The organism is Trabulsiella odontotermitis (assembly GCF_001297775.1).
GTDB classification, from domain to species: Bacteria; Pseudomonadota; Gammaproteobacteria; order Enterobacterales; family Enterobacteriaceae; genus Trabulsiella; species Trabulsiella odontotermitis.
Map to the genome: position 1 here is coordinate 184,284 of NZ_LIFX01000003.1, position 24,872 is coordinate 209,155.

Annotated in this window: 20 protein-coding genes; 16 read left to right on the forward strand and 4 right to left on the reverse strand. The window is 55.1% G+C overall.

What is annotated here, in order from left to right; genetic code table 11:
• Positions 1 to 31 precede the first annotated feature (31 nt).
• On the forward strand, positions 32 to 1,177 hold the full coding sequence (locus tag AOY23_RS04385; protein WP_054177613.1) for a glycerate kinase: 1,146 nt from the start codon (positions 32 to 34) through the stop codon (positions 1,175 to 1,177).
• Positions 1,178 to 1,220: 43 nt separating this feature from the next.
• Here the strand turns inward: AOY23_RS04385 and barA are convergent, their stop codons facing one another.
• Positions 1,221 to 3,974, reverse strand: a complete 2,754-nt coding sequence (barA, locus tag AOY23_RS04390) for a two-component sensor histidine kinase BarA (protein ID WP_054177614.1) — start codon at positions 3,972 to 3,974, stop codon at positions 1,221 to 1,223.
• Positions 3,975 to 4,031: 57 nt separating this feature from the next.
• Here barA and rlmD point away from each other — a divergent pair, with 57 nt between their 5' ends.
• The 7 genes from rlmD (at position 4,032) to eno (ending at position 13,021) form a co-directional block, all read left to right on the forward strand.
• Positions 4,032 to 5,330: a 23S rRNA (uracil(1939)-C(5))-methyltransferase RlmD gene (gene rlmD, locus AOY23_RS04395; protein WP_054177615.1), complete on the forward strand. Its 1,299-nt coding sequence runs from the start codon at positions 4,032 to 4,034 to the stop codon at positions 5,328 to 5,330.
• 59 nt (positions 5,331 to 5,389) lie between these two features.
• Complete coding sequence (gene relA, locus AOY23_RS04400; RefSeq protein ID WP_054177616.1) at positions 5,390 to 7,621, forward strand: GTP diphosphokinase; 2,232 nt, start codon at positions 5,390 to 5,392, stop codon at positions 7,619 to 7,621.
• Between the two features lie 202 nt (positions 7,622 to 7,823).
• Positions 7,824 to 8,582 (forward strand): DUF4225 domain-containing protein, encoded by a 759-nt coding sequence (locus AOY23_RS04405; protein WP_054177617.1) that lies wholly within the window; start codon positions 7,824 to 7,826, stop codon positions 8,580 to 8,582.
• Between the two features lie 9 nt (positions 8,583 to 8,591).
• Positions 8,592 to 8,915 (forward strand): hypothetical protein, encoded by a 324-nt coding sequence (locus tag AOY23_RS04410; RefSeq protein WP_054177618.1) that lies wholly within the window; start codon positions 8,592 to 8,594, stop codon positions 8,913 to 8,915.
• A gap of 58 nt (positions 8,916 to 8,973) precedes the next feature.
• The gene (gene mazG / locus AOY23_RS04415) at positions 8,974 to 9,777 is read left to right on the forward strand and encodes a nucleoside triphosphate pyrophosphohydrolase (RefSeq protein WP_054177619.1); all 804 of its coding nucleotides are present in this window, start codon (positions 8,974 to 8,976) and stop codon (positions 9,775 to 9,777) included.
• 226 nt (positions 9,778 to 10,003) lie between these two features.
• Positions 10,004 to 11,641 carry a glutamine hydrolyzing CTP synthase gene (gene pyrG, locus AOY23_RS04420; protein ID WP_049850489.1) on the forward strand — a complete coding sequence of 546 codons (1,638 nt, stop codon included), beginning with the start codon at positions 10,004 to 10,006 and terminating at the stop codon, positions 11,639 to 11,641.
• An 81-nt stretch (positions 11,642 to 11,722) separates the two neighbouring features.
• Positions 11,723 to 13,021 carry a phosphopyruvate hydratase gene (eno, locus tag AOY23_RS04425; RefSeq protein ID WP_038157623.1) on the forward strand — a complete coding sequence of 433 codons (1,299 nt, stop codon included), beginning with the start codon at positions 11,723 to 11,725 and terminating at the stop codon, positions 13,019 to 13,021.
• A 56-nt stretch (positions 13,022 to 13,077) separates the two neighbouring features.
• Here eno and AOY23_RS04430 read toward each other — a convergent pair whose 3' ends face one another.
• Positions 13,078 to 13,902, reverse strand: coding sequence for a MurR/RpiR family transcriptional regulator (locus AOY23_RS04430; RefSeq protein WP_054177620.1), 825 nt, complete (start codon positions 13,900 to 13,902; stop codon positions 13,078 to 13,080).
• Between the two features lie 176 nt (positions 13,903 to 14,078).
• Here AOY23_RS04430 and AOY23_RS04435 point away from each other — a divergent pair, with 176 nt between their 5' ends.
• Positions 14,079 to 14,786 (forward strand): N-acetylmannosamine-6-phosphate 2-epimerase, encoded by a 708-nt coding sequence (locus tag AOY23_RS04435; protein WP_054177621.1) that lies wholly within the window; start codon positions 14,079 to 14,081, stop codon positions 14,784 to 14,786.
• 54 nt (positions 14,787 to 14,840) lie between these two features.
• Positions 14,841 to 15,512 carry a 7-carboxy-7-deazaguanine synthase QueE gene (queE, locus tag AOY23_RS04440; protein WP_054177813.1) on the forward strand — a complete coding sequence of 224 codons (672 nt, stop codon included), beginning with the start codon at positions 14,841 to 14,843 and terminating at the stop codon, positions 15,510 to 15,512.
• A 44-nt stretch (positions 15,513 to 15,556) separates the two neighbouring features.
• Here queE and queD read toward each other — a convergent pair whose 3' ends face one another.
• A complete protein-coding gene (gene queD / locus AOY23_RS04445) occupies positions 15,557 to 15,919 on the reverse strand; it encodes a 6-carboxytetrahydropterin synthase QueD (RefSeq protein ID WP_054177622.1) in 363 nt (120 codons plus the stop codon).
• 307 nt (positions 15,920 to 16,226) lie between these two features.
• Between queD and cysJ the strand changes: the two genes are divergently transcribed.
• From cysJ to cysH, 3 genes are all read left to right on the forward strand, one after another.
• Positions 16,227 to 18,032 (forward strand): NADPH-dependent assimilatory sulfite reductase flavoprotein subunit, encoded by a 1,806-nt coding sequence (cysJ, locus tag AOY23_RS04450; protein WP_054177623.1) that lies wholly within the window; start codon positions 16,227 to 16,229, stop codon positions 18,030 to 18,032.
• Entirely contained in the window at positions 18,032 to 19,744 is a 1,713-nt protein-coding gene (cysI, locus tag AOY23_RS04455) for an assimilatory sulfite reductase (NADPH) hemoprotein subunit (protein WP_054177624.1), read from the forward strand. Before cysJ ends, cysI begins: the two co-directional genes overlap by 1 nt.
• A 92-nt stretch (positions 19,745 to 19,836) precedes the next feature.
• Entirely contained in the window at positions 19,837 to 20,571 is a 735-nt protein-coding gene (gene cysH / locus AOY23_RS04460; RefSeq protein ID WP_054177625.1) for a phosphoadenosine phosphosulfate reductase, read from the forward strand.
• Positions 20,572 to 20,607: 36 nt separating this feature from the next.
• Here the strand turns inward: cysH and AOY23_RS04465 are convergent, their stop codons facing one another.
• The gene (locus AOY23_RS04465) at positions 20,608 to 21,642 is read right to left on the reverse strand and encodes an aminopeptidase (RefSeq protein WP_054177626.1); all 1,035 of its coding nucleotides are present in this window, start codon (positions 21,640 to 21,642) and stop codon (positions 20,608 to 20,610) included.
• Between the two features lie 245 nt (positions 21,643 to 21,887).
• Here AOY23_RS04465 and cysD point away from each other — a divergent pair, with 245 nt between their 5' ends.
• Genes cysD through cysC form a run of 3 tightly spaced genes read left to right on the forward strand, consistent with a single transcriptional unit; the run spans position 21,888 to position 24,838 of the window.
• A complete protein-coding gene (gene cysD / locus AOY23_RS04470) occupies positions 21,888 to 22,796 on the forward strand; it encodes a sulfate adenylyltransferase subunit CysD (protein WP_054177627.1) in 909 nt (302 codons plus the stop codon).
• A gap of 9 nt (positions 22,797 to 22,805) precedes the next feature.
• Positions 22,806 to 24,233, forward strand: a complete 1,428-nt coding sequence (gene cysN, locus AOY23_RS04475; protein ID WP_054177628.1) for a sulfate adenylyltransferase subunit CysN — start codon at positions 22,806 to 22,808, stop codon at positions 24,231 to 24,233.
• Positions 24,233 to 24,838 (forward strand): adenylyl-sulfate kinase, encoded by a 606-nt coding sequence (gene cysC, locus AOY23_RS04480; RefSeq protein ID WP_054177629.1) that lies wholly within the window; start codon positions 24,233 to 24,235, stop codon positions 24,836 to 24,838. Before cysN ends, cysC begins: the two co-directional genes overlap by 1 nt.
• Positions 24,839 to 24,872 lie beyond the last annotated feature (34 nt).

The window sequence follows — 24,872 nt, forward strand, 5'->3', positions numbered from 1 at the left end:
AGTATGCCGTACAGACCCGTAAGGACAGCCTATGAAGATAGTTATCGCACCGGATTCATACAAGGAAAGCCTGAGTGCGCTGGCAGTCGCTACCGCGATTGAACAGGGTTTCAGGGAGATTTATCCGGACGCGGAATACGTCAAATTGCCGATGGCAGATGGCGGGGAAGGTACGGTGGACGTGATGATTGCCGCGACGCAGGGGCGGCGGGTAGACGTTGATGTGACAGGCCCGCTTGGCGACACGGTACACGGGTTTTACGGCGTTTCCGGTGACGGAAAATGCGCGTTTATTGAAATGGCTGCCGCGAGCGGTCTCGAACAGGTGCCGGTCGCCCGACGCGATCCGCTAAAAACCACCTCGTGGGGCACTGGTGAATTAATCGGTCATGCGCTGGATGCGGGCGTTGAACAAATCATTATCGGCATTGGCGGCAGCGCGACTAACGATGGCGGCGCTGGCATGATGCAGGCGCTGGGCGCACAGTTGCTGACCGTTGACGGGCAGCAAATTGCTCACGGCGGCGGTGCGCTGGAAAAGCTCGATCGCATTGATATTCGCCATCTTGATCGTCGTCTGGCGACCTGCAGGATTGATGTCGCCTGCGATGTCACCAATCCCCTCACTGGCCCGGAAGGTGCCACTGCGGTGTTCGGCCCGCAAAAAGGGGCGACGGAGGTGATGATTGCTCAGCTGGATCGGGCGCTGGAACGCTATGCCCGGATCATCGCCCGTGATCTGGACATTGACGTGCTGGATCTGGAAGGTGGCGGCGCGGCAGGCGGGATGGGCGCGGCGCTGTATGCATTTTGCGGTGCGCGCTTACGCCAGGGGATTGAGATCGTCACGGATGCGCTGAAACTTGATGAGCAGGTCGCCGACGCGGATCTGGTGATCACCGGCGAAGGGCGCATCGACAGCCAGACGATCCACGGTAAAGTGCCGGTGGGCGTCGCCAGAATTGCGAAGCGGCATAATGTGCCGGTAATAGGGATTGCGGGCAGTCTGACGGCGGACGTTGGCGTCGTGCATCAGCACGGGATCGACGCGGTGTTCAGCGTCATCTATACCATTTGCACGCTGGAAGAGGCGCTGGCTCAGGCGGGTGACAACGTGCGCATGGCGGCACGAAACATTGCCGCGGTGGTGAAAATCGGCGCAACGCAGCGTGGCTGAATGCTGAACATTATCGGCCCGGCGGGCGCCAGGCCGATACGTGTTAACCAATCATTTTCCGTGCTTCGCGGGTCACGTTATCCATCTCATCAAGCAGTTCCAGAAACTCAGGTTCGAGCTCTTCCACCGACGTGCCGCTACGCAACTGGCCTTCAAGCAGATGGCACAGGTTTTTCAGCCGTGGCACGCCGCTGTAACCGCAACTGCCGTGCAGCTTATGGATAGCATCCACCAGCCCTTCCGGGTTTTCACCCACCAGTTGTTCTTCCACCTTGTTGCGGATCTCCGGCAGGAAGGCGATCAGCATCTGCAGCATTTCGCGCGCCAGATCGGTTTTGCCCGCCGCCTGACGCAACGCCAGTTGCCAGTCGAGGGTGACGTTCAGGTTGACGGGTGGTTCCGGCAGTTCCGGCGGCGCAGTGGTCACCGGTGCCGCCAGACCGGGCTTGTAGCGCAGCAACAGACTCCGCAGCTTGCTCTCTTCGATGGGCTTCGCCAGATAATCGTTCATCCCGGCGCTGAGCAGTTTCTCTTTTTGCCCGGCCATCGCATGTGCCGTCACGGCAATTACCGGCGTCAGTTGTTGATGCGGCAACTGGCGGATCAACTCGCAGGCGCGAATGCCGTCCATTTCCGGCATCTGAATGTCCATCAGAATGAGATCGAGCTGTAGCTGTTTGGCGCGATCAATCGCCTGTTGCCCGTTCTCGCACAACTCCACCTGTTGCACCTGATCTTCCAGCAGCGCGCCGATCAGTTTCAGGTTAGCCGGGTTATCGTCAACCGCCATCACCGTCATCGGCAGTTTGCTGTCATCGACCAGGTGCGGCACTGCCGGTTGGTTCAAACGGCAGTACTCGGTTAGCGCCGGGAGCAGACGCGTTGCGGTCAGTGGTTTAAGCAGACAGGCTGCCGCACCGTTACGCTTGAGCGCTTCCGCATTGACCTGGATATGGCACGGCAACGCCAGCAGCAGGTAATCGGTCATTGCGCAGGCCTGTTCAAACCTGTCGTGATGCAGGTTCAGTTCCCGCATCGACACCGGGATCGCCACCAGCAGAATATCGTAATGATCCTGCGGCAGGGCGGAGAAGGTCGGGCTGTAGACCACTTCCAGCGGCGTGGTCGCCAGCAGATCCAGCGTACATTGCGCGGCGGCGGCGTTAGCCTCAACGTAGGCAAGACGTTTACCCGCCAGGCTGTCCATCACCGGGGTATCGGAAATCACATTCGGGTTGAGGTCGAGATTAATATGGAACCAGAAGGTTGAGCCGCGATTCGGCTGGCTGTGGAAGGAGATATCCCCGCCCATCTCTTTCACCAGCTTTTGCGTGATGACCAGCCCAAGCCCGGTGCCGCCGTGGCGACGTGAAATACTGGCATCCGCCTGACGAAACGCCTGGAACAGACGCGACTGATCGCGCTCAGGAATGCCGATGCCAGTATCGCGGATCTGCACTTCAATCTGCACTTTGGTATTGCTGATGGCGCGCTTCTCCACCAGCACATCGATGTTGCCGCTCTCGGTAAACTTGATGGCGTTACCCACCAGATTGGTGATCACCTGTTGCAGACGCAGCGGATCGCCAATCACGTTATCCGGCACGTCGCTTTTGATATTCAGCGTCAGTTCAAGACTTTTGTCGTGAGCCGAATGCGCCAGCAGCGTCACGACTTCATCCAGCGTGCTGCGTAACGGGAACGGAATGCTTTCGAGGAGCAGTTTTCCGGCTTCCAGCTTCGAGAAGTCGAGCACATCGTTAATAATCGCCAGCAGATTATTGGCCGACCGTTCGATGGTATTCAGGTGATCGCGCTGGGTGGTGGTCAGATCGGTTTTCAGCGTCAGTCGGGTGAAGCCGATCACGCCATTGAGTGGCGTGCGCAGTTCGTGCGACATGTTCGCCAGGAACTCGGATTTAATTCGCGCCGCTTCCTGGGCGCGCTTTTTCGCCAGATCCAGCTCAACGTTCTGGATTTCCATCTGCTCCAGCGTTTCGCGCAGATCAGACGTTGCCTGATCGACGTTATGCTGCATCTCTTCATGGTAAGCGGCGAGCGACATCGCCATGGAGTTAATGCCGTTTTTCAGCATATCCAGCTCACCGAGCATAAAGCCTTCCACGCGGCTGTCGAGCTGCCCGCGGCGGATGCGATCCACGGTATTTACCATGTTGCGGATAGGGCCGGTGACGTCGCGCATCAGCCGCCAGCCGAAGATCAGTGCAATGCCGATGCAGAACAGCATCATCACACTGGAGATAAAAATTTCTTTGTACTGTTGCAGGCGCACCGATTTGAGATCCAATTCCAGCGCCACATAACCAAGCATATTCAACGGCGGCTTAGCTTCTGCACCGGGAGATTCATCCGGCGAATAACTCTCCGAAACGATCGGTGTTCGCAGGATCATGATATCGCCGCGTCGTGAGACGCTAAGGCTACGGGGAAGCGGCGCCCCTTTCGGCAATCTGAGTTCGCTAGGATCGAGCTGATAGTTTGAGGTGACAAACAGACGGTTCTGTTCATCGTAGACCGAAATGGCGCGGACAATGTCCGAATGGCGGCGATGCAGCACGCTGATGAGCTGACCAATGGATTCGCGGTTTTGCAGATTCATGCCGTATTCGCTGGAGACCGCGAGCGGTTCAATAATACTGGCTCCGGCGTCTTCCAGTTGACGCTGCAGATCGTTATAGCGGTGGACGACAAAGAAAATACTGAGCAGCAGGCCAATCAGTACGGTCGGCGCCAGGATCAGAATCATCATGCGAGCACGCAGGCTGTAGTTGGTCATGGAGTTCCGTTATGGGAGAATGAGAGTCAATATGTTCGTATGAGACAAATCTCTACAATGGCGCAATTCTACTCTGCAAAACGACGCGTGACGACGCGTGAGATCATAACCGTGACAGTCAATGACCTCGATCCCTTTGGTCAGGGCGTTGCCCGACATAACGGAAAAGCGCTATTTGTGAATGGCTTACTGCCGCAGGAGAGCGCGGAAATCACGCTCACCGAGGATAAAAAACAGTATGCCCGCGGCAAGGTCAAACGTCGACTCAATGATAGCCCGGAACGTGAAACCCCGCGCTGCCCGTACTTTGGCGTCTGCGGTGGTTGCCAGCAGCAACATGCTTCTGTCGCGCTGCAGCAACGCAGTAAACGCGCCGCGTTACAGCGGATGATGAAGCATGAGGTGGACGAGGTTATCGACGGTACGCCGTGGGGCTATCGCCGTCGTGCGCGCCTGAGCTTGAATTATCAACCGAAGACCCAACAATTACAGATGGGTTTTCGCAAGGCGAACGCCAGCGATATCGTCGATATCCGGCAGTGCCCTGTTCTGGTGCCCCGTCTTGAGGCGCTGCTTCCGGCGTTGCACGATTGTCTGAGTCATCTGAAATCTGCGCGCCAGTTGGGGCACATTGAACTGGTACTGGCCGATAACGGCCCGCTGATGGTGCTGCGCCATACGGCTGCATTACCGGTAGCAGATAAAGAAAAACTGGAATGCTTTTCGCATACGCATGACGTTGCGTTCTATCTGGCACCGCAAAGCGAGATACTGGAACACGTGACTGGCGAGGCGCCCTGGTATACGTCAAACGGTCTACGCTTAACGTTCAGTCCGCGTGATTTCATTCAGGTGAATGACGGCGTAAACCAGAAAATGGTGGCGACGGCGCTGGCCTGGCTGGACGTTCAGCCGGAGGATCGCGTGCTTGACCTGTTTTGCGGTATGGGCAATTTTACCCTGCCTCTGGCGCACCATGCGGCAGAGGTTATCGGCGTGGAAGGGGTTCCCGCGCTGGTGGAAAAAGGGCGTGAAAACGCCGCGTTAAATCATTTACAGAATGTGACCTTCTTTCATGAAAATCTGGAGGAAGATGTCACCCGCCAGGCGTGGGCAAAACATGGCGTTGATAAAGTGCTGCTCGACCCGGCCCGCGCGGGCGCACCCGGCGTAATGGCGCACATTATCAAACTTGCGCCGACGCGCGTGGTCTATGTTTCATGTAATCCTGCGACGCTTGCGCGGGATAGCGACGCGTTGTTACAGGCCGGCTATCAGATCCAGCGCCTGGCAATGCTCGACATGTTCCCGCACACCGGGCACCTGGAATCCATGGTGCTGTTTGTGCGTGGATAACTGACAGACAGTTTACGGCTTGTCGAATTCGTCAGGCCCGGTCCCAAAAGGAGAGGACAATGGTTGCGGTACGAAGTGCACATCTAAATAAGGCTGGGGAATTTGATCCACAGAAGTGGATCGCAAGTCTGGGGATCACCAGCCCGCAGTCATGTGAGCGCTTAGCCGAGACATGGACATATTGTCGTGAACACACCGAGGGACAGACGAATGCGGATCTGCTGCTGTGGCGCGGTGTTGAGATGGCGGAAATTCTCTCCACGCTCAGTATGGATATCGATACCCTGCGCGCGGCGTTGCTCTTCCCGCTGGTCGACAGCGATGTGGTCAGCGAAGAGGTGTTGACCGAGAGCGTCGGGAAATCGGTGGTGGATTTGATCCACGGCGTCCGCGATATGGCCGCGATCCGCCAGCTAAAAGCCACTCACACCGACGCTGTTTCCTCAGAGCAGGTTGATAACGTGCGCCGGATGCTGCTGGCGATGGTGGATGATTTCCGTTGCGTGGTCATTAAGATCGCCGAGCGTATCGCGCATCTGCGGGAAGTCAAAGACGCGCCGGAAGATGAACGCGTACTGGCGGCGAAAGAGTGTACCAATATCTATGCGCCACTGGCGAACCGTCTGGGTATCGGCCAGTTGAAATGGGAGCTGGAAGATTACTGCTTCCGTTATCTCCACCCGGCGGAATACAAACGCATCGCCAAACTGCTGCATGAACGCCGTATCGACAGGGAACATTACATCGACGAATTCGTCGGCCAGTTGCGCTCCTCTATCAAAGAAGAGGGGGTCAAGGCTGAGGTGTACGGGCGTCCGAAGCATATTTACAGCATCTGGCGCAAAATGCAGAAAAAACACCTCGCCTTCGACGAACTGTTTGACGTCCGCGCGGTGCGCATCGTGGCAGAGCGTCTGCAGGACTGCTACGCCGCGCTGGGGATAGTGCATACTCACTTCCGCCACCTGCCTGATGAGTTCGACGATTACGTTGCTAACCCGAAGCCAAACGGCTATCAGTCCATTCATACCGTGGTGCTGGGGCCTGGCGGTAAAACCGTCGAAATTCAGATCCGCACCAAACAGATGCATGAAGACGCCGAGCTCGGCGTGGCGGCACACTGGAAGTACAAAGAAGGCGCGGTCGCCGGTGCACGCACGGGCTATGAGGATCGCATTGCGTGGCTGCGTAAGCTGATCGCCTGGCAGGAAGAGATGGCCGATTCCGGCGAAATGCTGGACGAAGTTCGCAGCCAGGTCTTCGACGATCGGGTGTACGTCTTTACGCCAAAAGGCGACGTGGTGGATCTTCCGGCGGGCTCAACGCCGCTCGATTTTGCTTACCATATCCACAGCGATGTGGGGCACCGTTGTATCGGGGCGAAAATTGGTGGGCGCATCGTGCCGTTTACCTATCAGTTGCAGATGGGCGATCAGATCGAAATCATTACCCAGAAGCAGCCGAACCCGAGCCGCGACTGGCTGAACCCGAACCTGGGCTATGTCACGACCAGCCGCGGGCGCTCGAAAATTCACGCCTGGTTCCGCAAACAGGATCGCGATAAAAACATCCTCGCGGGTCGTCAGATCCTCGACGAAGAGCTGGAACGCCTGGGTATCAGCCTGAAAGAAGCGGAAAAACATCTGCTGCCGCGCTACAACTTCAACGAGGTTGACGAACTGCTGGCGGCCATTGGCGGCGGCGATATTCGTCTCAACCAGATGGTCAACTTCCTGCAGTCGCAATTCAACAAACCGAGTGCGGCGGAAGAGGATGCCGCCGCGCTGAAACAGCTTCAGCAGAAAACGTACACGCCGCAGGCCCGCAGTAAAGATAACGGGCGGGTAGTGGTCGAGGGCGTCGGTAATCTGATGCACCATATCGCCCGTTGCTGCCAGCCGATCCCCGGTGATGAGATTGTCGGTTTTATCACCCAGGGGCGCGGGATTTCCGTGCACCGGGCAGACTGCGACCAGCTGGCGGAGCTGCAATCCCACGCACCGGAACGCATCGTCGACGCGGTGTGGGGAGAAAGCTATTCTGCCGGGTATTCGCTGGTGGTCCGGGTTATCGCCAACGACCGCAGCGGCCTGCTGCGCGACATCACCACCATTCTCGCCAACGAAAAGGTCAATGTGCTTGGCGTTGCCAGCCGCAGCGACACCAAACAGCAACTGGCGACCATCGACATGACCATCGAAATCTACAACCTGCAGGTGCTGGGCCGCGTGCTCGGTAAACTGAATCAGGTATCAGATGTTATCGACGCCCGCCGTTTGCACGGCGGTTGATAATTAAAAAGTGAACTCTGGTAATTTTTTACCAGAGTTCACTTTTATTTCTTGCTCCAGAATATACATATTTAAAATTTCTTTCATGAAGAGTATAACAATCCGATATATGCATTTGGTATGTCTTTTTATTATTGCTGAATGAAATATTTGTTGCGTAATTATTACTCCTATGAATAGGCGGTTCGTAAGGTGGGATGTTATGAAAGAAAATTTTGAGCAAGTAAAAAAAGAGTATCTACGTGCCTCGATGGAATTATGGGGGAGTGACCCATTTCTCTTTGAAAAAGCAAAGATGATGATAAAGGTCAGAGAGGTTATTAGATCTGTCGAAGAGGATATTCATCGAAATTGTTTCTCATTGGCTGGTGGGGTTAACGTCTTGAAATATAAAGCTCAAGTTTTGCGTTACCAAAAAGGAATGGTCGTTAATAACAAAATATATTCAAGGCATCTTGCTGAACTGGCATACAAAGAGGAAAGGAAGAAAGAACTTCAGACGCTATTTACAAAAATAGTCGGGTTTCTGGCCGGTTTTGGCCAGACAGCCACGGGAACAGGCATTTGTATTATCTCTGAAGGCATGGGAGCCGCAACAGGGACAGCAATGATTATCCAGGGTATCAATAATATTTATGAAAATGGTTATTATCTGGTGGCTTATGAAGAGGCGTCAGGCCCGTTAAGAGAAGCATACCGATATTCTTTTAATAAAATGGGATTAGACCCTTATGCGGATGCAGCCTATGGGGTAGCCGATCTTGTTTTTTCCGGGTATGGGCTGGCAAGGCATATACCAACACCCAGAGAAAAATCATGGAGTCTCTTTGGTATAAAATCACATCAGACTGATTACATACGAGGTATACAAGAAATGAGTAAACCAGCTTTATTACTCGAGGTGGTCAGCGATGTCACCACAGTAATATCTGTGTTGCCTGCTATTCAGGTCGATAAATAAGGTTGTCCTATGATTGATAACCTTTTGTTTCCACAAAATAACTGGTTGCCAGTTTTCTTGTTTTTTTTGTGCTCAATTTTAATTCTTTTGGGTTTATATCATATTCGACGCATTGTTATTTCGCTTAATAACAACCTTTTCTGGGTTTTATTCATTTTATTGATTGCTATGTTGTCGGTAATGCAAATCACTGTGGTTTTTTATGATGTAACGCGTTACCATTGGCATGGTATAGAACTCATAAGATCCATGGGGCTAGCTCGCTATATTTCAGTACAATATGGAGCGCTTATATTTGTCATTCTGCAAAGTTTATTAGTCTGGCGCTTATGAGTCCGAGGGTGAGCAGACTCTTCCCCATGCAGTCATACATTGTCAGGAGATATTGCAAATGACCTCCCAGGGTAAAAATATCGACCGCCTGCTCGGCATTATGCAGCGCCTGCGCGACCCGGAAAACGGTTGTCCGTGGGACAAAGAGCAGACGTTTGCCACTATCGCGCCTTACACCCTCGAAGAAACGTATGAAGTGCTGGACGCCATCAACCGTGAGGATTTTGACGATCTGCGCGGTGAGCTGGGCGATCTGCTGTTCCAGGTGGTGTTTTACGCGCAAATGGCTCAGGAAGAAGGGCGCTTTGATTTTAATGACATTTGCGCTGCCATCAGCGACAAACTGGAGCGCCGTCACCCGCATATTTTCGGTGACGCCACTGCTGGCAACAGTACGGAAGTGCTGGCCCGTTGGGAGCAGATCAAAAGCGCGGAGCGTGCCGAAAAAGCCCAGCATTCGGCGCTGGACGACATTCCTCAAAGTCTGCCTGCGCTGATGCGCGCCCATAAAATTCAGCGCCGCTGCTCGGCAGTGGGGTTTGACTGGACCACGCTTGGTCCGGTGCTGGATAAAGTGTATGAAGAGATTGACGAAGTGATGCACGAAGCGCAGCAGGCCGTCATCGATGAGGCAAAACTGGAAGAAGAAGTGGGCGATCTGTTGTTCGCCACGGTGAATCTCTCCCGTCATCTTGGCGTAAAAGCCGAAGTGGCGCTGCAAAAAGCGAACCTCAAATTTGAGCGTCGTTTCCGTGAAGTGGAAAGGATTGTTGCCGAACGTGGCCTGGAAATGACCGGGGTTGATCTCGATATCATGGAAGCCGTCTGGCAACAGGTAAAACAACAGGAAACTGATCTCTAAAGACTTTTCGCTATCAAGCGCAATTTGTGTGATTTTTAAAATGACAAGCGCTTGATTTGCGTCAAAAACATTTCGCCAAAAGCAGCTATTTTCTCCCTCCCCGTATCGTGTGAACCTGAGGAAAAGGAGGGAGAATGAAAGTTTGTGGCGCCTGCCATGTTCGGGTATACTACTTTCCCGTCCTGGTTATTCCATCGTCTTTTAAACCTAACTTCTCAGGTTCAGCATGACAACGAACTATATTTTTGTGACCGGCGGGGTAGTTTCCTCTCTGGGTAAAGGCATTGCCGCAGCCTCCCTCGCAGCCATTCTCGAAGCCCGTGGCCTCAACGTGACCATCATGAAACTCGATCCGTACATCAACGTCGATCCGGGTACCATGAGCCCAATCCAGCACGGGGAAGTGTTCGTTACTGAAGACGGCGCTGAAACCGACCTGGACCTGGGTCACTACGAGCGCTTCATTCGTACCAAAATGACGCGCCGCAACAACTTCACCACGGGTCGTATCTACTCAGACGTTCTGCGCAAAGAGCGCCGTGGTGATTACCTGGGCGCGACCGTTCAGGTTATTCCGCACATCACCAATGCCATTAAAGAACGCATTCTTGCCGGTGGCGAAGGCCATGACGTGGTGCTGGTCGAAATCGGCGGTACGGTGGGCGATATCGAGTCATTACCATTCCTTGAAGCGATTCGGCAGATGGCGGTTGAAGTGGGCCGCGAGCACACGCTGTATATGCACCTGACGCTGGTGCCGTACATGGCCGCGGCGGGTGAAGTCAAAACTAAACCGACGCAACACTCTGTTAAAGAGCTGCTCTCCATCGGTATTCAGCCGGATATTCTGATCTGCCGTTCCGATCGCGCTGTTCCTGCTAACGAACGCGCCAAGATTGCTTTGTTCTGTAACGTTCCTGAAAAAGCCGTTATTTCTCTGAAAGACGTCGATTCTATTTATAAAATCCCGGGCCTGTTGAAATCACAGGGTCTGGACGATTATATTTGTAAACGATTCAGCTTGAGCTGTCCGGAAGCAAACCTGGCCGAATGGGAACAGGTTATCTACGAAGAAGCCAATCCGGCAGGTGAAGTCACTATTGGTATGGTCGGCAAGTACATTGAACTGCCGGACGCCTACAAATCAGTGATTGAAGCGCTGAAACACGGTGGCCTGAAGAACCGTCTGACCGTCAACATCAAACTTATCGATTCGCAGGATGTAGAAACCCGCGGCGTTGATATTCTGAAAGGTCTGGACGCGATTCTGATCCCGGGTGGCTTTGGCTACCGCGGTGTAGAAGGCAAAGTGGCTACCGCACGCTATGCGCGTGAAAACAATATCCCGTATCTGGGTATTTGCCTGGGTATGCAGGTTGCGCTGATGGAGTTTGCGCGCAACGTAGCAGGTATGGAAAACGCCAACTCAACGGAATTTGTGCCAGACTGTAAATACCCGGTTGTGGCGCTCATTACCGAGTGGCGTGACGAAGACGGTAACGTTGAAGTCCGTACAGAGAAAAGCGATCTCGGCGGCACCATGCGCCTGGGCGCGCAGGCTTGTCAGCTGGTTGATGACAGCCTGGTTCGCAAGCTGTACGGTACGCCGGTCATCACCGAACGCCATCGTCATCGTTACGAAGTTAACAACATGCTGCTGAAACAAATCGAAGCTGCGGGCCTGCGTGTTGCGGGCCGTTCCGGGGATGATCAGTTGGTCGAGATCATCGAAGTGCCGAACCATCCGTGGTTCGTGGCTTGTCAGTTCCACCCGGAGTTTACTTCTACGCCGCGTGATGGGCACCCGCTATTTGCCGGCTTTGTGAAAGCCGCTGGCGAGTACCAGAAGCGTCAGGAGAAGTAAGAAAAGTTAGAACAGCAGTGCACCCTACGGGGTGCATTGTTTGTCTGGAGTTTTAGTTTAACTTGTACTGAGGAAAACCTAATGTCCAAAATCGTTAAAGTCATCGGTCGTGAAATCATCGACTCCCGTGGTAACCCGACTGTTGAAGCCGAAGTACACCTGGAAGGTGGTTTCGTCGGTATGGCAGCAGCGCCGTCAGGTGCTTCTACGGGTTCCCGCGAAGCGCTGGAACTGCGCGATGGCGACAAATCCCGCTTCCTGGGTAAAGGCGTAACCAAAGCTGTTGCAGCGGTTAACGGCCCGATCGCTCAGGCAGTTCTGGGCAAAGATGCTAAAGACCAGGCTGGTATCGATAAGATCATGATCGACCTGGACGGTACTGAAAACAAATCTAACTTCGGTGCGAACGCAATCCTGGCGGTCTCTCTGGCTAACGCCAAAGCAGCAGCTGCGTCTAAAGGTCAGCCGCTGTATGAGCACATCGCTGAGCTGAACGGCACCGCGGGCAAATTCTCCATGCCGGTTCCGATGATGAACATCATCAACGGTGGTGAGCACGCAGACAACAACGTTGATATTCAGGAATTCATGATTCAGCCGGTTGGCGCGAAAACCCTGAAAGAAGCCGTACGTATGGGTTCTGAAGTGTTCCATCACCTGGCTAAAGTACTGAAATCCAAAGGCATGAACACGGCGGTGGGTGACGAAGGCGGCTATGCGCCGAACCTGGGCTCCAACGCCGAAGCACTGGCTGTTATCGCTGAAGCGGTTAAAGCAGCAGGCTACGTACTGGGTCAGGACATCACTCTGGCGATGGACTGCGCAGCATCTGAATTCTACAAAGACGGTAAATACGTTCTGGCTGGCGAAGGCAACAAAGCGTTCACCTCTGAAGAATTCACTCACTTCCTGGAAGAGCTGACCAAACAGTACCCGATCGTCTCCATCGAAGATGGCCTGGACGAGTCTGACTGGGACGGTTTTGCTTACCAGACCAAAGTGCTGGGCAACAAAATCCAGCTGGTTGGTGACGATCTGTTCGTAACCAACACCAAGATCCTGAAAGAAGGTATCGAAAAAGGTATCGCTAACTCCATCCTGATTAAATTCAACCAGATTGGTTCTCTGACCGAAACGCTGGCTGCTATCAAGATGGCGAAAGATGCTGGCTACACCGCTGTTATCTCTCACCGTTCAGGCGAGACTGAAGATGCAACCATCGCTGACCTGGCGGTAGGTACTGCAGCAGGCCAGATCAAAACTGGCTCTATGAGCCGTTCTGACCGCGTTGCTAAATACAACCAGCTGATTCGTATCGAAGAAGCGCTGGGCGAAAAAGCACCGTACAACGGTCGTAAAGAGATCAAAGGCCAGGCATAATCCTGCTCTTCGTTCTGAAAAAAACCCGCTTCGGCGGGTTTTTTTGTGTCTGCTATTTATAACAGAAGCGGCAATGTCGCACTGGCCGTCAGCTGGTTCGTCTCAGCATACCGCGGGTCGCGCGCCACCAGCGTGGTGGTCATCAGTTCCACCAGCAGCATCACCCCAACTTTGGCATTCAGTGCACCAGCGCTGAGCGGGCCTTCCGGTTTTGCGGCCACCAGCAGGATATCACTCAGGGAAGCAAGTGGGCTGCTGGGGGTGTTGCTGAGCGTCAGCACACTCACACCGTGTTTGCGTGCCTGCTTGACCACATGAAGCAGGTCGCGGGTTGAGCCAGAACTGGAAATGGCGACCACCAGATCCTCCTCTGACAGCGTGCTGGCGTTCATTGCCGCGCGGTGCATGTCGCTGAACAACTGCGCCGGTTTCCCGAGCCGCAGCAGCTTGTAATGTAAATACTCACCCAGGATCGCGCTGGCCGCGACGCCATAGATTTGCACTGAACGTGCCTGATGCAACGCTTCTACCGCTGAAGTGAGCAGCGTGCGATCCAGCAGTTTCGCCGTATCCTGTAGCGCCTGCACCGATTCATTCACGATATGATCAATCTCATCGGCAGGTGGCTGGCCTGAAGAAGGCTGTTGTGTATCCAGTGCCAGCGCCATTTTGAATTCGTTGTAGCCCTTACAGCCTAGCGCACGGCACAGCCGCGTCACGCTGGCTTCGCTGGTTCCGCTTTCTCTCGCCAGTTCGGTGATGGTCATATAAAGCACATTCGCAGGATCGCGCAGCACAAACTCCCCTAGTTTTTGCTGCGTGGGGCTATATCCGGAAACGCTCTGCCGCAGTCTTAGCAGCAGATTTTGTTTTTCTGACATGCAGGATCCTTATGAGTAATGGCCATCGTGAAAGCCACAACAGAATACCAGCCCTGTTGAAAAAGTTTGATCAATATCTTCCTTTTTGGTGATAATTTTCATCTTAAATTTTATTTGTGATAAATATTTTCAAATAAAGCGGATGGATGAAACTCAAAAAGAGGAAGGCGACGCGGATGCAAACAATATTGAACAGACTTAAAGGTAAGCTGGTGGTGTCGTGTCAGGCGCTGGAGGATGAACCGCTGCACAGCGCATTTATTATGTCGCGAATGGCCGTCGCGGCGGCGCAGGGTGGCGCGTCCGGGATCCGCGCCAACAGCGTAGTGGATATCGAAGCGATAAAACAGCAAGTTTCGTTGCCGGTGATTGGCATCATCAAGCGCGATTACCCCGACAGCGAGGTGTACATCACGCCCACCTTGCGTGAAGTGGATGAACTGATGCGCGTTGCGCCGGAGATTATCGCCCTTGATGCGACGGACAGAATGCGCCCCGGTGGGCTGACGCTTAGCGAACTGGTAGCGCAAATCCGTGCCCGCTATCCGTCAGTGTTGCTGATGGCGGACGTTTCTACTGTCGCTGAAGCAAAAGCCGCACAGGCGCTTGGTTTTGATTGCGTGGGTACAACACTCTACGGTTACACACCAGCAACGGCGGGGCACCGGTTGCCGGAAGAGGATTGCCGTCTGCTGCGTGAGGTGATCGCCGCCGTCTCGGTACCGGTGATTGCAGAAGGCAACGTCGAGACGCCGGAGTTGGCCGCTCGTTGCTTTGCATTGGGGGCGCATGCCGTGGTGGTTGGCGGAGCGATCACCCGTCCGCAGCAGATCACCGCGCGGTTCGTGGCGGCAATTCACGCGCAAAGCACCGATGGCGCATGATCCTCCCGGCAGGATCTGCGATACTTATCGTTTACCCCTTTTACTGAGATGATTATGCAGTACCCGATTAACGAGATGTTCCAGACCCTGCAAGGCGAGGGTTATTTCACCGGCGTTCCCGCTATTTTTATTCGCTTACAGGGATGCCCGGTCGGGTGTGCGTGGTGTGACACCAAACATACCTGGGATAAGCTCGCCGATCGGGAAGTGTCGCTGTTCAGTATTCTGGCGAAAACCAAAGAGAGCGATAAATGGGGCGCGGCGAGCGCAGAAGATTTACTGGCGATCATCGGCCGCCAGGGCTGGACCGCGCGCCACGTGGTGATCACCGGCGGTGAGCCGTGCATTCATGATCTTACCCCACTGACGACGCTACTGGAGCATAACGGCTTTAGCTGCCAGATCGAAACCAGCGGCACGCATGAAGTGCGCTGCTCTCACACTACCTGGGTGACGGTATCGCCAAAAGTGAATATGCGTGGCGGCTATGACGTGCTGTCGCAGGCGCTGCAACGGGCCGATGAGATCAAACACCCGGTAGGTCGCGTGCGCGACATCGAAGCGCTGGATGAGTTACTGGCAACGCTGACCGATGATAAGCAACGGGTGATTGCGCTTCAGCCGATCAGCCAGAAAGACGACGCTACACGACTGTGTATCGAAACCTGCATCGCCCGCAACTGGCGCCTGTCGATGCAGACGCACAAATATTTAAATATCGCCTGACGAATCGATGATGCCGGGTAACACCCCCACCCGGCAGCGTAAGCTTACTCGCCGCGATAAACGCAGCCCGCTGTGCAGGTCTCTTTTACCATCACCGCGCTCAGCAGCGGGACAACCGGCTTAACCTGATCCCAAATCCATTTTGCCAGCACTTCACTGGTCGGGTTTTCCAGACCGGGGATCTCGTTCAGATAGTAGTGGTCGAGGCGATCGTACGTCGGCTTAAATGCCGCTTTCAGATCGGCAAAATCCATAATCCAGCCGGTATGCGGATCGACGTCACCGGTGATCTCCAGACGAACCATGAAGGAGTGACCATGAAGACGCCCGCACTTATGACCTTCCGGCACGTGCGGCAGGTGGTGAGCGGCTTCGAAGGTGAAATCTTTAAACAACGTGGTGGACATGGTGAACTCTCAAATAAGACGAAAAAACCGGAAAATCATACCGGAAAGCACATTTTTTCTCATTAACTAAAACACCCCTTCCCCGTGGTCGGGTAATGATACGGCGGAAAGCATGTTTTTCGTTATAATATTCAAACAGTTAATTAATCGATTTTCCTGTTAACAGGTATGAATAAAACAGGTTAGTCGATTTGGTTATTTATTATTTCCATCCCTTCTTTAATTGTTATTATCCTCGCCGTTAACCTTACCTTCAGTTTGGGTTTTTCCGCAAAATGATGGCTTTAATACTGGAACATAACAACGCATGACGACACAGGCCCCACCTTCCAGTCTGCTTCCGCTTAATCCGGAGCAACTGGCCCGCCTGCAGGCGGCAACCACCGATTTTTCTCCGACCCAGCTGGCCTGGGTTTCCGGCTATTTCTGGGGCATGCTCAATCAGCATCCCGGCACGGTGACAACGGCCGCGCCCGTCGTCGCCGACGCACCGACAATTACGTTGATTTCAGCTTCTCAAACCGGCAATGCGCGTCGCGTGGCAGAGCAACTTCGCGATGATCTGCTGGCGGAAAAACTGAACGTCAACCTGGTTAACGCCGGGGATTATAAATTCAAGCAAATCGCGGCAGAAAAACTGCTGGTTGTCGTCACCTCAACGCAGGGAGAGGGCGAACCGCCGGAAGAGGCCGTTGCGCTGCATAAGTTCCTGTTCTCGAAAAAAGCGCCGAAACTGAACGGTACCGCCTTTGCGGTCTTTGGTCTTGGCGATACCTCTTACGAATTTTTCTGCCAGTCTGGCAAAGACTTTGACAGCAAACTGGCGGAACTCGGCGGCGAACGTCTGCTTGATCGCGTTGATTGCGATGTGGAGTACCAGACTGCGGCTACCCAGTGGCGCGCTCGCGTGGTGGAAGTTCTGAAAGCGCGTGCGCCTGTCGCCCCGGCAACGCAGACTGCCGTTGCGGCGACCGGTGCGGTCAATGAAGTCCACACCAGCCCGTACAGCAAAGAAGCGCCGCTGACTGCGACGTTGTCGGTGAACCAGAAAATCACCAGCCGCGATTCGGAAAAAGATGTGCGTCATATCGAAATCGATCTTGGCGATTCCGGCCTACGCTACCAGCCTGGCGACGCGCTCGGCGTCTGGTATCAGAACGATCCAGCGCTGGTCAACGAGCTGGTTGAACTGCTGTGGCTGAAAGGCGATGAACCGGTAATGGTCGAGGGTAAAACGCTGCCGCTGGCCGAGGCGCTGCAGTGGCACTTTGAGCTGACGGTCAACACCGGCAACATCGTGGAAAACTACGCGACGCTGACCCGCAGCGAAAGCCTGCTGCCGCTGGTGGGCGATAAAGCCCAGCTTCAGCATTACGCCGCTACCACGCCGATTGTCGACATGGTGCGTTTTTCGCCAGCACAACTGGATGCCGACGCGCTGATCGGGCTGCTGCGCCCGCTGACGCCGCGCCTCTATTCCATCGCCTCTGCGCAGGCGGAAGTGGAAAGCGAAGTGCATGTCACCGTGGGCGTCGTGCGCTATGACATTGAAGGCCGCACCCGCAGTGGCGGCGCGTCGGGCTTCCTTGCTGATCGCGTGGAAGAAGACGGGGAAGTGCGCGTGTTCATCGAGCACAACGATAACTTCCGCCTGCCTGCTAACCCGCAGACGCCGGTGATCATGATTGGCCCCGGCACCGGCATTGCGCCGTTCCGCGCGTTCATGCAGCAACGTGCTGCCGATGGCGCGGAAGGGAAAAACTGGTTGTTCTTTGGCAACCCGCATTTTGTGGATGATTTCCTCTATCAGGTGGAATGGCAGCGCTACGTCAAAGAGGGCGTACTGAGCCGTATCGATCTCGCCTGGTCGAGAGACCAGAAAGAAAAAATCTACGTACAAGACAAACTGCGCGCACAGGGCGCAGAGCTGTGGCGCTGGATCAACGACGGTGCGCACATTTATGTCTGTGGCGACGCTAATCGCATGGCGAAAGATGTCGAACAGGCTTTACTGGACGTAATTGCCGAATTTGGCGCGATGGATGCCGAAGCGGCGGATGAATATTTAAGTGAGCTGCGCGTTGAGCGCCGTTATCAGCGAGATGTCTACTAATGAGCGAAAAACACCCAGGCCCTTTAGTGGTCGAAGGCAAACTGACCGATGCCGAGCGCATGAAAGCCGAAAGCAATTATCTGCGCGGGACGATTGCGGAAGATTTAAATGACGGCCTGACCGGCGGGTTTAACGGCGACAACTTTTTGCTGATCCGTTTTCATGGCATGTACCAGCAGGATGATCGCGACATTCGCGCCGAACGCGCTGAGCAGAAACTGGAACCACGCATCGCGATGATGCTGCGCTGCCGCCTGCCGGGCGGGGTGATCACCACGAAACAGTGGAAGGCGATCGACAAGTTTGCCGGTGAGAACACGATTTACGGCAGCATTCGTCTGACCAACCGCCAGACGTTCCAGTATCACGGCCTGCTGAAGAAAAACGTCAAACCGGCGCATCAGATGCTGCACGAGGTGGGGCTGGACGCGCTGGCAACCGCCAATGACATGAACCGCAACGTGCTCTGTACCTCTAACCCGGTTGAGTCGCAGCTGCACGCGGAAGCCTATGAGTGGGCGAAGAAAATTTCTGAGCACCTGCTGCCGCGCACCCGTGCCTATGCGGAGATCTGGCTCGATCAGGAAAAAGTGGCGACCACTGACGAAGAGCCCATTCTCGGCAAAACCTATTTGCCGCGTAAATTCAAAACCACGGTGGTGATCCCGCCGCAGAACGATATCGATCTGCACGCCAATGACATGAACTTCGTGGCGATTGCGGAAAACGGTAAGCTGGTGGGCTTTAACCTGCTGGTGGGTGGCGGTCTGTCCATCGAGCATGGCAACAAGAAAACCTATGCCCGCACCGCGAGCGAGTTTGGTTATCTGCCGCTGGAGCATACGCTGGCGGTGGCGGAAGCGGTGGTCACGACTCAGCGCGACTGGGGTAACCGTACCGACCGTAAAAACGCGAAAACCAAATATACGCTGGAGCGTGTCGGTGTCGACACCTTCAAAGCCGAAGTTGAGCGCCGCGCGGGGATCAAATTCGAACCGATCCGCCCGTATGAATTTACCGGGCGTGGCGATCGCATCGGTTGGGTAAAAGGCATCGATGACAAATGGCATCTGACGCTGTTTATCGAAAACGGCCGTATACTGGATTACCCGGGGCGACCGCTGAAAACCGGCCTGCTGGAGATCGCGAAGGTTCACAAAGGCGATTTTCGTCTGACGGCCAATCAGAATCTGATCGTCGCGGGCGTGCCGGAAAGCCAGAAAGCGAAGATCGAAAAGCTGGCGCGTGCGCACGGGTTGATGGATGCGGTCAAGCCGCAGCGTGAAAACTCAATGGCCTGCGTATCGTTCCCGACCTGTCCGCTGGCGATGGCCGAAGCCGAGCGCTTCCTGCCGTCATTCGTCGACAAAGTTGAAGCAGTGATGGGCAAGCATGGCGTTGGCGATGATCATATCGTCCTGCGCGTGACCGGCTGCCCGAACGGCTGCGGCCGCGCGATGCTGGCGGAAATTGGCCTGGTGGGTAAAGCGCCGGGCCGTTACAACCTGCATATTGGCGGTAACCGTGCGGGAACCCGGATCCCGCGCATGTATCGGGAAAATATTACCGAGTCAGAAATTCTCGACAATATCGACGAACTGGTCGGGCGCTGGGCGAAGGAGCGCGAAGCAGGGGAAGGCTTCGGCGACTTCACCGTGCGTACGGGCATCATTCGCCCGGTACTCGATCCCGCCCGGGATTTCTGGGAATAACCTGATATTGCCCGGTGGCGCTGCGCTTACCGGGCCTACGGCTTTGTAGGCCGGGCAAACAACGTGCCGCCCGGCAAAAAAGTGAGGAATATATGTCCAGACTCGATCTCAATGCGCTCAATGAATTACCGAAAGTCGAACGTGTGCTGGCACTGGCGGAAACCAACGGGCAGCTGGAAAAACTGAGCGCGGAAGAGCGCGTCGCCTGGGCGCTGGAAAACCTGCCCGGCGACTACGTCCTTTCCTCAAGTTTTGGTATTCAGGCGGCGGTGAGCCTGCATCTGGTGAATCAGATCCGCCCGGATATCCCGGTGATCCTGACCGATACCGGCTATCTGTTCCCGGAAACGTATCAGTTCATTGATGAGCTGACGGAGAAGCTCAACCTGAACCTGAAAGTCTATCGCGCCGAAACCAGTCCGGCCTGGCAGGAAGCGCGCTATGGCAAGCTGTGGGAGCAGGGCGTTGAAGGGATTGAGAAGTACAACGACATCAACAAAGTCGAGCCGATGAACCGGGCGCTGCGCGAACTGAACGCGCAAACCTGGTTTGCCGGTCTGCGCCGCGAACAGTCCGGCAGCCGGGCGACATTGCCGGTGCTCGCTATACAGCGCGGCGTGTTCAAAGTATTGCCGATTATCGACTGGGATAACCGCACGGTTTACCAGTATCTGCAAAAACACGGCCTGAAATACCATCCGCTGTGGGATCAGGGCTATTTGTCGGTGGGCGATACCCATACCACGCGCAAATGGGAACCGGGCATGGCAGAAGAAGAAACACGTTTCTTTGGCCTGAAACGCGAGTGCGGATTGCACGAAGGGTAGTGATGTTATCCCACTCCCGTCCGGGAGTGGGTTCGCTTATGCTTTCGCCAGCTCTTTCATCAGCGGCAGTAAAACCCGCATCACGTCGCGGCTGCGGCGCTCAATGCGGCCCGGCAGCGCTTTATCAATATACTGTTGATTATCCAGCCGCACGTCATGCCAGCTCACGCCGTTCGGGAAGGCGCGGGATTTCGCGCGTTGCTGATAACCGTCTTTCTTCCCTAATGTCCAGTTGGTCGCCTCGATGGAGAGCACCGGAATACCGGCCTTATCAAACACCTCGGCGTCGTTGCAGCAGCCTGTGCCTTTGGGATAATCCGGATTCAGACCGGGATTCATCGCGGCGTTAATGCCGTGGCGGCGGGCGATGGTCAGCGCCCGGTCGCGGGTTAATTTGCGTACCGAGGCGGGCGTCAGTTTGCCGCTGTTGAAATAGAGTTTGTCGCCAACCACGAGGTTATCGAGGTTAATCACCAGCAGCGTGTTTTTACGCTCTTCTGCGCTCATGCGTTTGAGCAGATTCTCTGCGCCGAGCTTGCCTTCTTCCTCGCCGCTGGTAGCGATAAAACGAATGCCGTATTGCGTGGCGGTGTCTTTCAAGTTGTCCGCCAGCTCCAGCATCACACCGAGCCCCAGCGCGTTGTCGTCTATGCCCTGTAGTGTCAGGCCGCCGAGATTGTTTTCGTTGTCGGCATCGCTGCGCGGCGCGTAGGTATCCAGGTGCGCCATGACGATAATCTGCTGGCGGGACTGGCCTTCATGCGCGGCGATCACCGTACTGCCGGTCACGTTATGCCAGTTCCGGCGGTTGTCTTTCGCGGTATAGATGTAGCGGCTGTTGAAGGTGCGGATGTCGCTCTGGTAACCCATTTGTGCGAATTGCTGGCGCAGGTAATCCGCTGACAGCATTTCGGCGGGCGTTCCTGTCATACGACCAGGAAAATAGGTCGCGATATGGCGGGCCTGCGCACTGGCGATATCACCGGCGGGTGACGCTGCGCCCTGCGCCGGAAAAGCAAAACATGCACCGAGCGTCAGTGAAATCAGAGAGCAGTGCAACGCGGAAAACATAACGTGTCCTTACACATGCAAAAAAACGACGCACTAGTATGAAACTGTGACCCGGCTTACACAATTTCATTTGCGCTTAAATCCCCGAAAAGGCTGGCGTTAAGCACTTTTTGATATTTGTATTCCTGGCGGGTTATTCCTTTGAGGAACTAGTCATTCCATTTCGTAATTTCATTTGATCTAAGCCGCACCCTATAGTCCCTCTTTATACGCAAAGTACGTAAAGACAGGCTTAAGGAACGGTAATGGATCAAAAACGACTCACTCATTTGCGGCAACTGGAGGCGGAAAGCATTCATATTATCCGTGAAGTCGCCGCCGAATTTTCGAATCCGGTGATGCTCTATTCCATCGGCAAAGACTCCAGCGTCATGCTGCACCTGGCGCGTAAGGCGTTTTACCCGGGGACGCTGCCGTTCCCGCTGCTGCATGTCGATACCGGCTGGAAATTCCGCGAAATGTATGAGTTCCGTGACCGGACCGCCAAAGCGTACGGCTGTGAGTTGCTGGTGCATAAAAACCCGGAAGGGGTGGCGATGGGGATTAACCCGTTTGTCCACGGCAGCGCCAAACACACCGATATCATGAAAACCGAAGGGCTGAAGCAGGCGCTGAACAAATACGGCTTTGACGCCGCGTTTGGCGGTGCGCGTCGTGATGAAGAGAAATCGCGGGCGAAAGAGCGCATCTACTCCTTCCGCGACCGCTTCCACCGCTGGGACCCGAAAAACCAGCGCCCGGAACTGTGGCACAACTACAACGGCCAGATCAACAAAGGCGAAAGCATCCGCGTGTTCCCGCTCTCCAACTGGACCGAGCTGGATATCTGGCAGTACATCTATCTGGAAAATATCGACATTGTTCCGCTGTATCTGGCGGCGGAGCGTCCGGTGCTGGAGCGCGATGGCATGCTGATGATGATCGACGACAACCGTATCGATCTGCAGCCGGGCGAGGTGATCAAAAAACGGATGGTGCGTTTCCGTACACTTGGCTGCTGGCCGCTGACCGGCGCGGTGGAATCTGAGGCGCAGACGCTGCCGGAGATCATCGAAGAGATGCTGGTTTCCACGACCAGTGAACGGCAGGGGCGCGTTATCGATCGCGATCAGGCAGGCTCGATGGAGCTGAAGAAACGTCAGGGTTATTTCTAAGGAGCCGCCATGAACACCACCATTGCACAACAAATTGCCGATGAAGGCGGCGTTGAGGCGTATCTGCACGCCCAGCAACACAAAAGCCTGCTGCGTTTTCTGACCTGTGGCAGCGTCGACGATGGGAAAAGTACGCTGATCGGTCGCCTGCTGCACGATACCCGCCAGATTTACGAAGATCAGCTCTCTTCACTGCACAATGACAGTAAACGTCACGGCACCCAGGGCGAGAAGTTGGATCTGGCGCTGCTGGTGGATGGCCTGCAGGCAGAGCGCGAGCAGGGTATTACCATCGACGTGGCGTATCGCTATTTCTCGACCGAAAAACGCAAATTTATCATCGCCGATACCCCCGGACATGAGCAGTACACCCGCAACATGGCGACCGGGGCGTCTACCTGCGATCTGGCGATCCTGCTGATTGACGCGCGTAAAGGCGTGCTCGACCAGACCCGTCGCCACAGCTTTATCTCCACACTGCTGGGTATTAAACATCTGGTGGTGGCGGTGAATAAAATGGATCTGGTGGATTTCAGCGAAGCGCGCTTCAACGACATCCGCGAAGATTACCTGACGTTCGCTCAGCAACTGCCGGGAAACCTCGACATTCGCTTTGTGCCGCTGTCGGCGCTGGAGGGCGATAACGTCGCCAGCCAGAGTGAAAATATGCCGTGGTACAGCGGCCCGACGCTGCTGGAAGTGCTGGAAACGGTGGAGATCCTGCGTACGGTGGATAGCCAGCCGATGCGTTTTCCGGTGCAGTATGTCAACCGGCCAAACCTCGATTTTCGGGGTTATGCCGGGACGCTGGCGTCCGGTACCGTGAGCGTCGGGCAGCGGGTCAAAGTCCTGCCGTCAGGCGTGGAATCGACCGTCGCTCGCATCGTCACCTTTGACGGCGATCTGCCGCAGGCGCAGGCGGGCGAAGCGATCACCCTGGTGCTGAAAGATGAAATCGATATCAGCCGCGGCGACCTGCTGGTGAAGGCGAGCGCATCGCTGCCTGCCGTGCAGAGCGCCAGTGTGAATGTGGTGTGGATGTCTGAGCAGGCGCTACAGCCGGGTCAGAGCTACGACATCAAAATCGCCGGTAAGAAAACCCGTGCGCGCGTCGATGCCATCCAGTATCAGGTTGATATCAACAATCTGACCCACAGCGAGGTGGAGTCGCTGCCGCTGAACGGTATCGGGCTGGTGGATCTGACCTTCGACGAACCGCTGGTGCTCGACAAATATCAGGATAACCCGGTAACAGGCGGGCTGATATTCATCGACAGACTGTCGAACGTCACCGTGGGTGCGGGGCTGGTGCATGAACCGCAGACCGAAGCCACGGTACAGACATCTGAGTTCAGCGCGTTTGAACTGGAGCTGAATGCGCTGGTACGTAAACATTTCCCGCACTGGGGCGCGCGTGATTTGCTGGGAGGCCGGTAATGGCGCAGCATGACGAAAACGTCGTCTGGCACCCCCATCCGGTTACCCGGGAACAACGCGAACAACGTCACGGTCACCGTGGCGTTGTGCTGTGGTTTACCGGGCTGTCCGGTTCCGGAAAATCCACCGTCGCTGGCGCGCTGGAAGAGGCGCTGCATGAGCTTGGCGTGAGCACGTACTTGCTGGATGGCGACAACGTGCGCCACGGGTTGTGTCGCGATTTAGGTTTCAGCGATGCCGATCGCAAAGAGAATATTCGCCGCGTCGGCGAAGTGGCGAAACTGATGGTCGATGCCGGGCTGGTTGTATTGACGGCGTTTATCTCTCCGCACCGCGCTGAGCGGCAGATGGCACGCGAATTGATCGGCGACGGACGCTTTTATGAAGTCCATGTCGACACGCCGTTAGCGATTTGCGAAGCGCGCGATCCTAAAGGGTTGTATAAAAAGGCCCGCGCCGGTGAGCTGCGAAACTTCACCGGTATTGATTCAGCGTACGAATCCCCCGAAGCGCCTGAGATTCACCTTAAGGGCGAACAATTGGTAACAAATTTGGTTAACCAATTATTAGATCTCCTCAGGCGGGACGATATCATCAGATCCTAAGACAGCGCCGGAAGCGTTCATCTTCCGGCCGGTC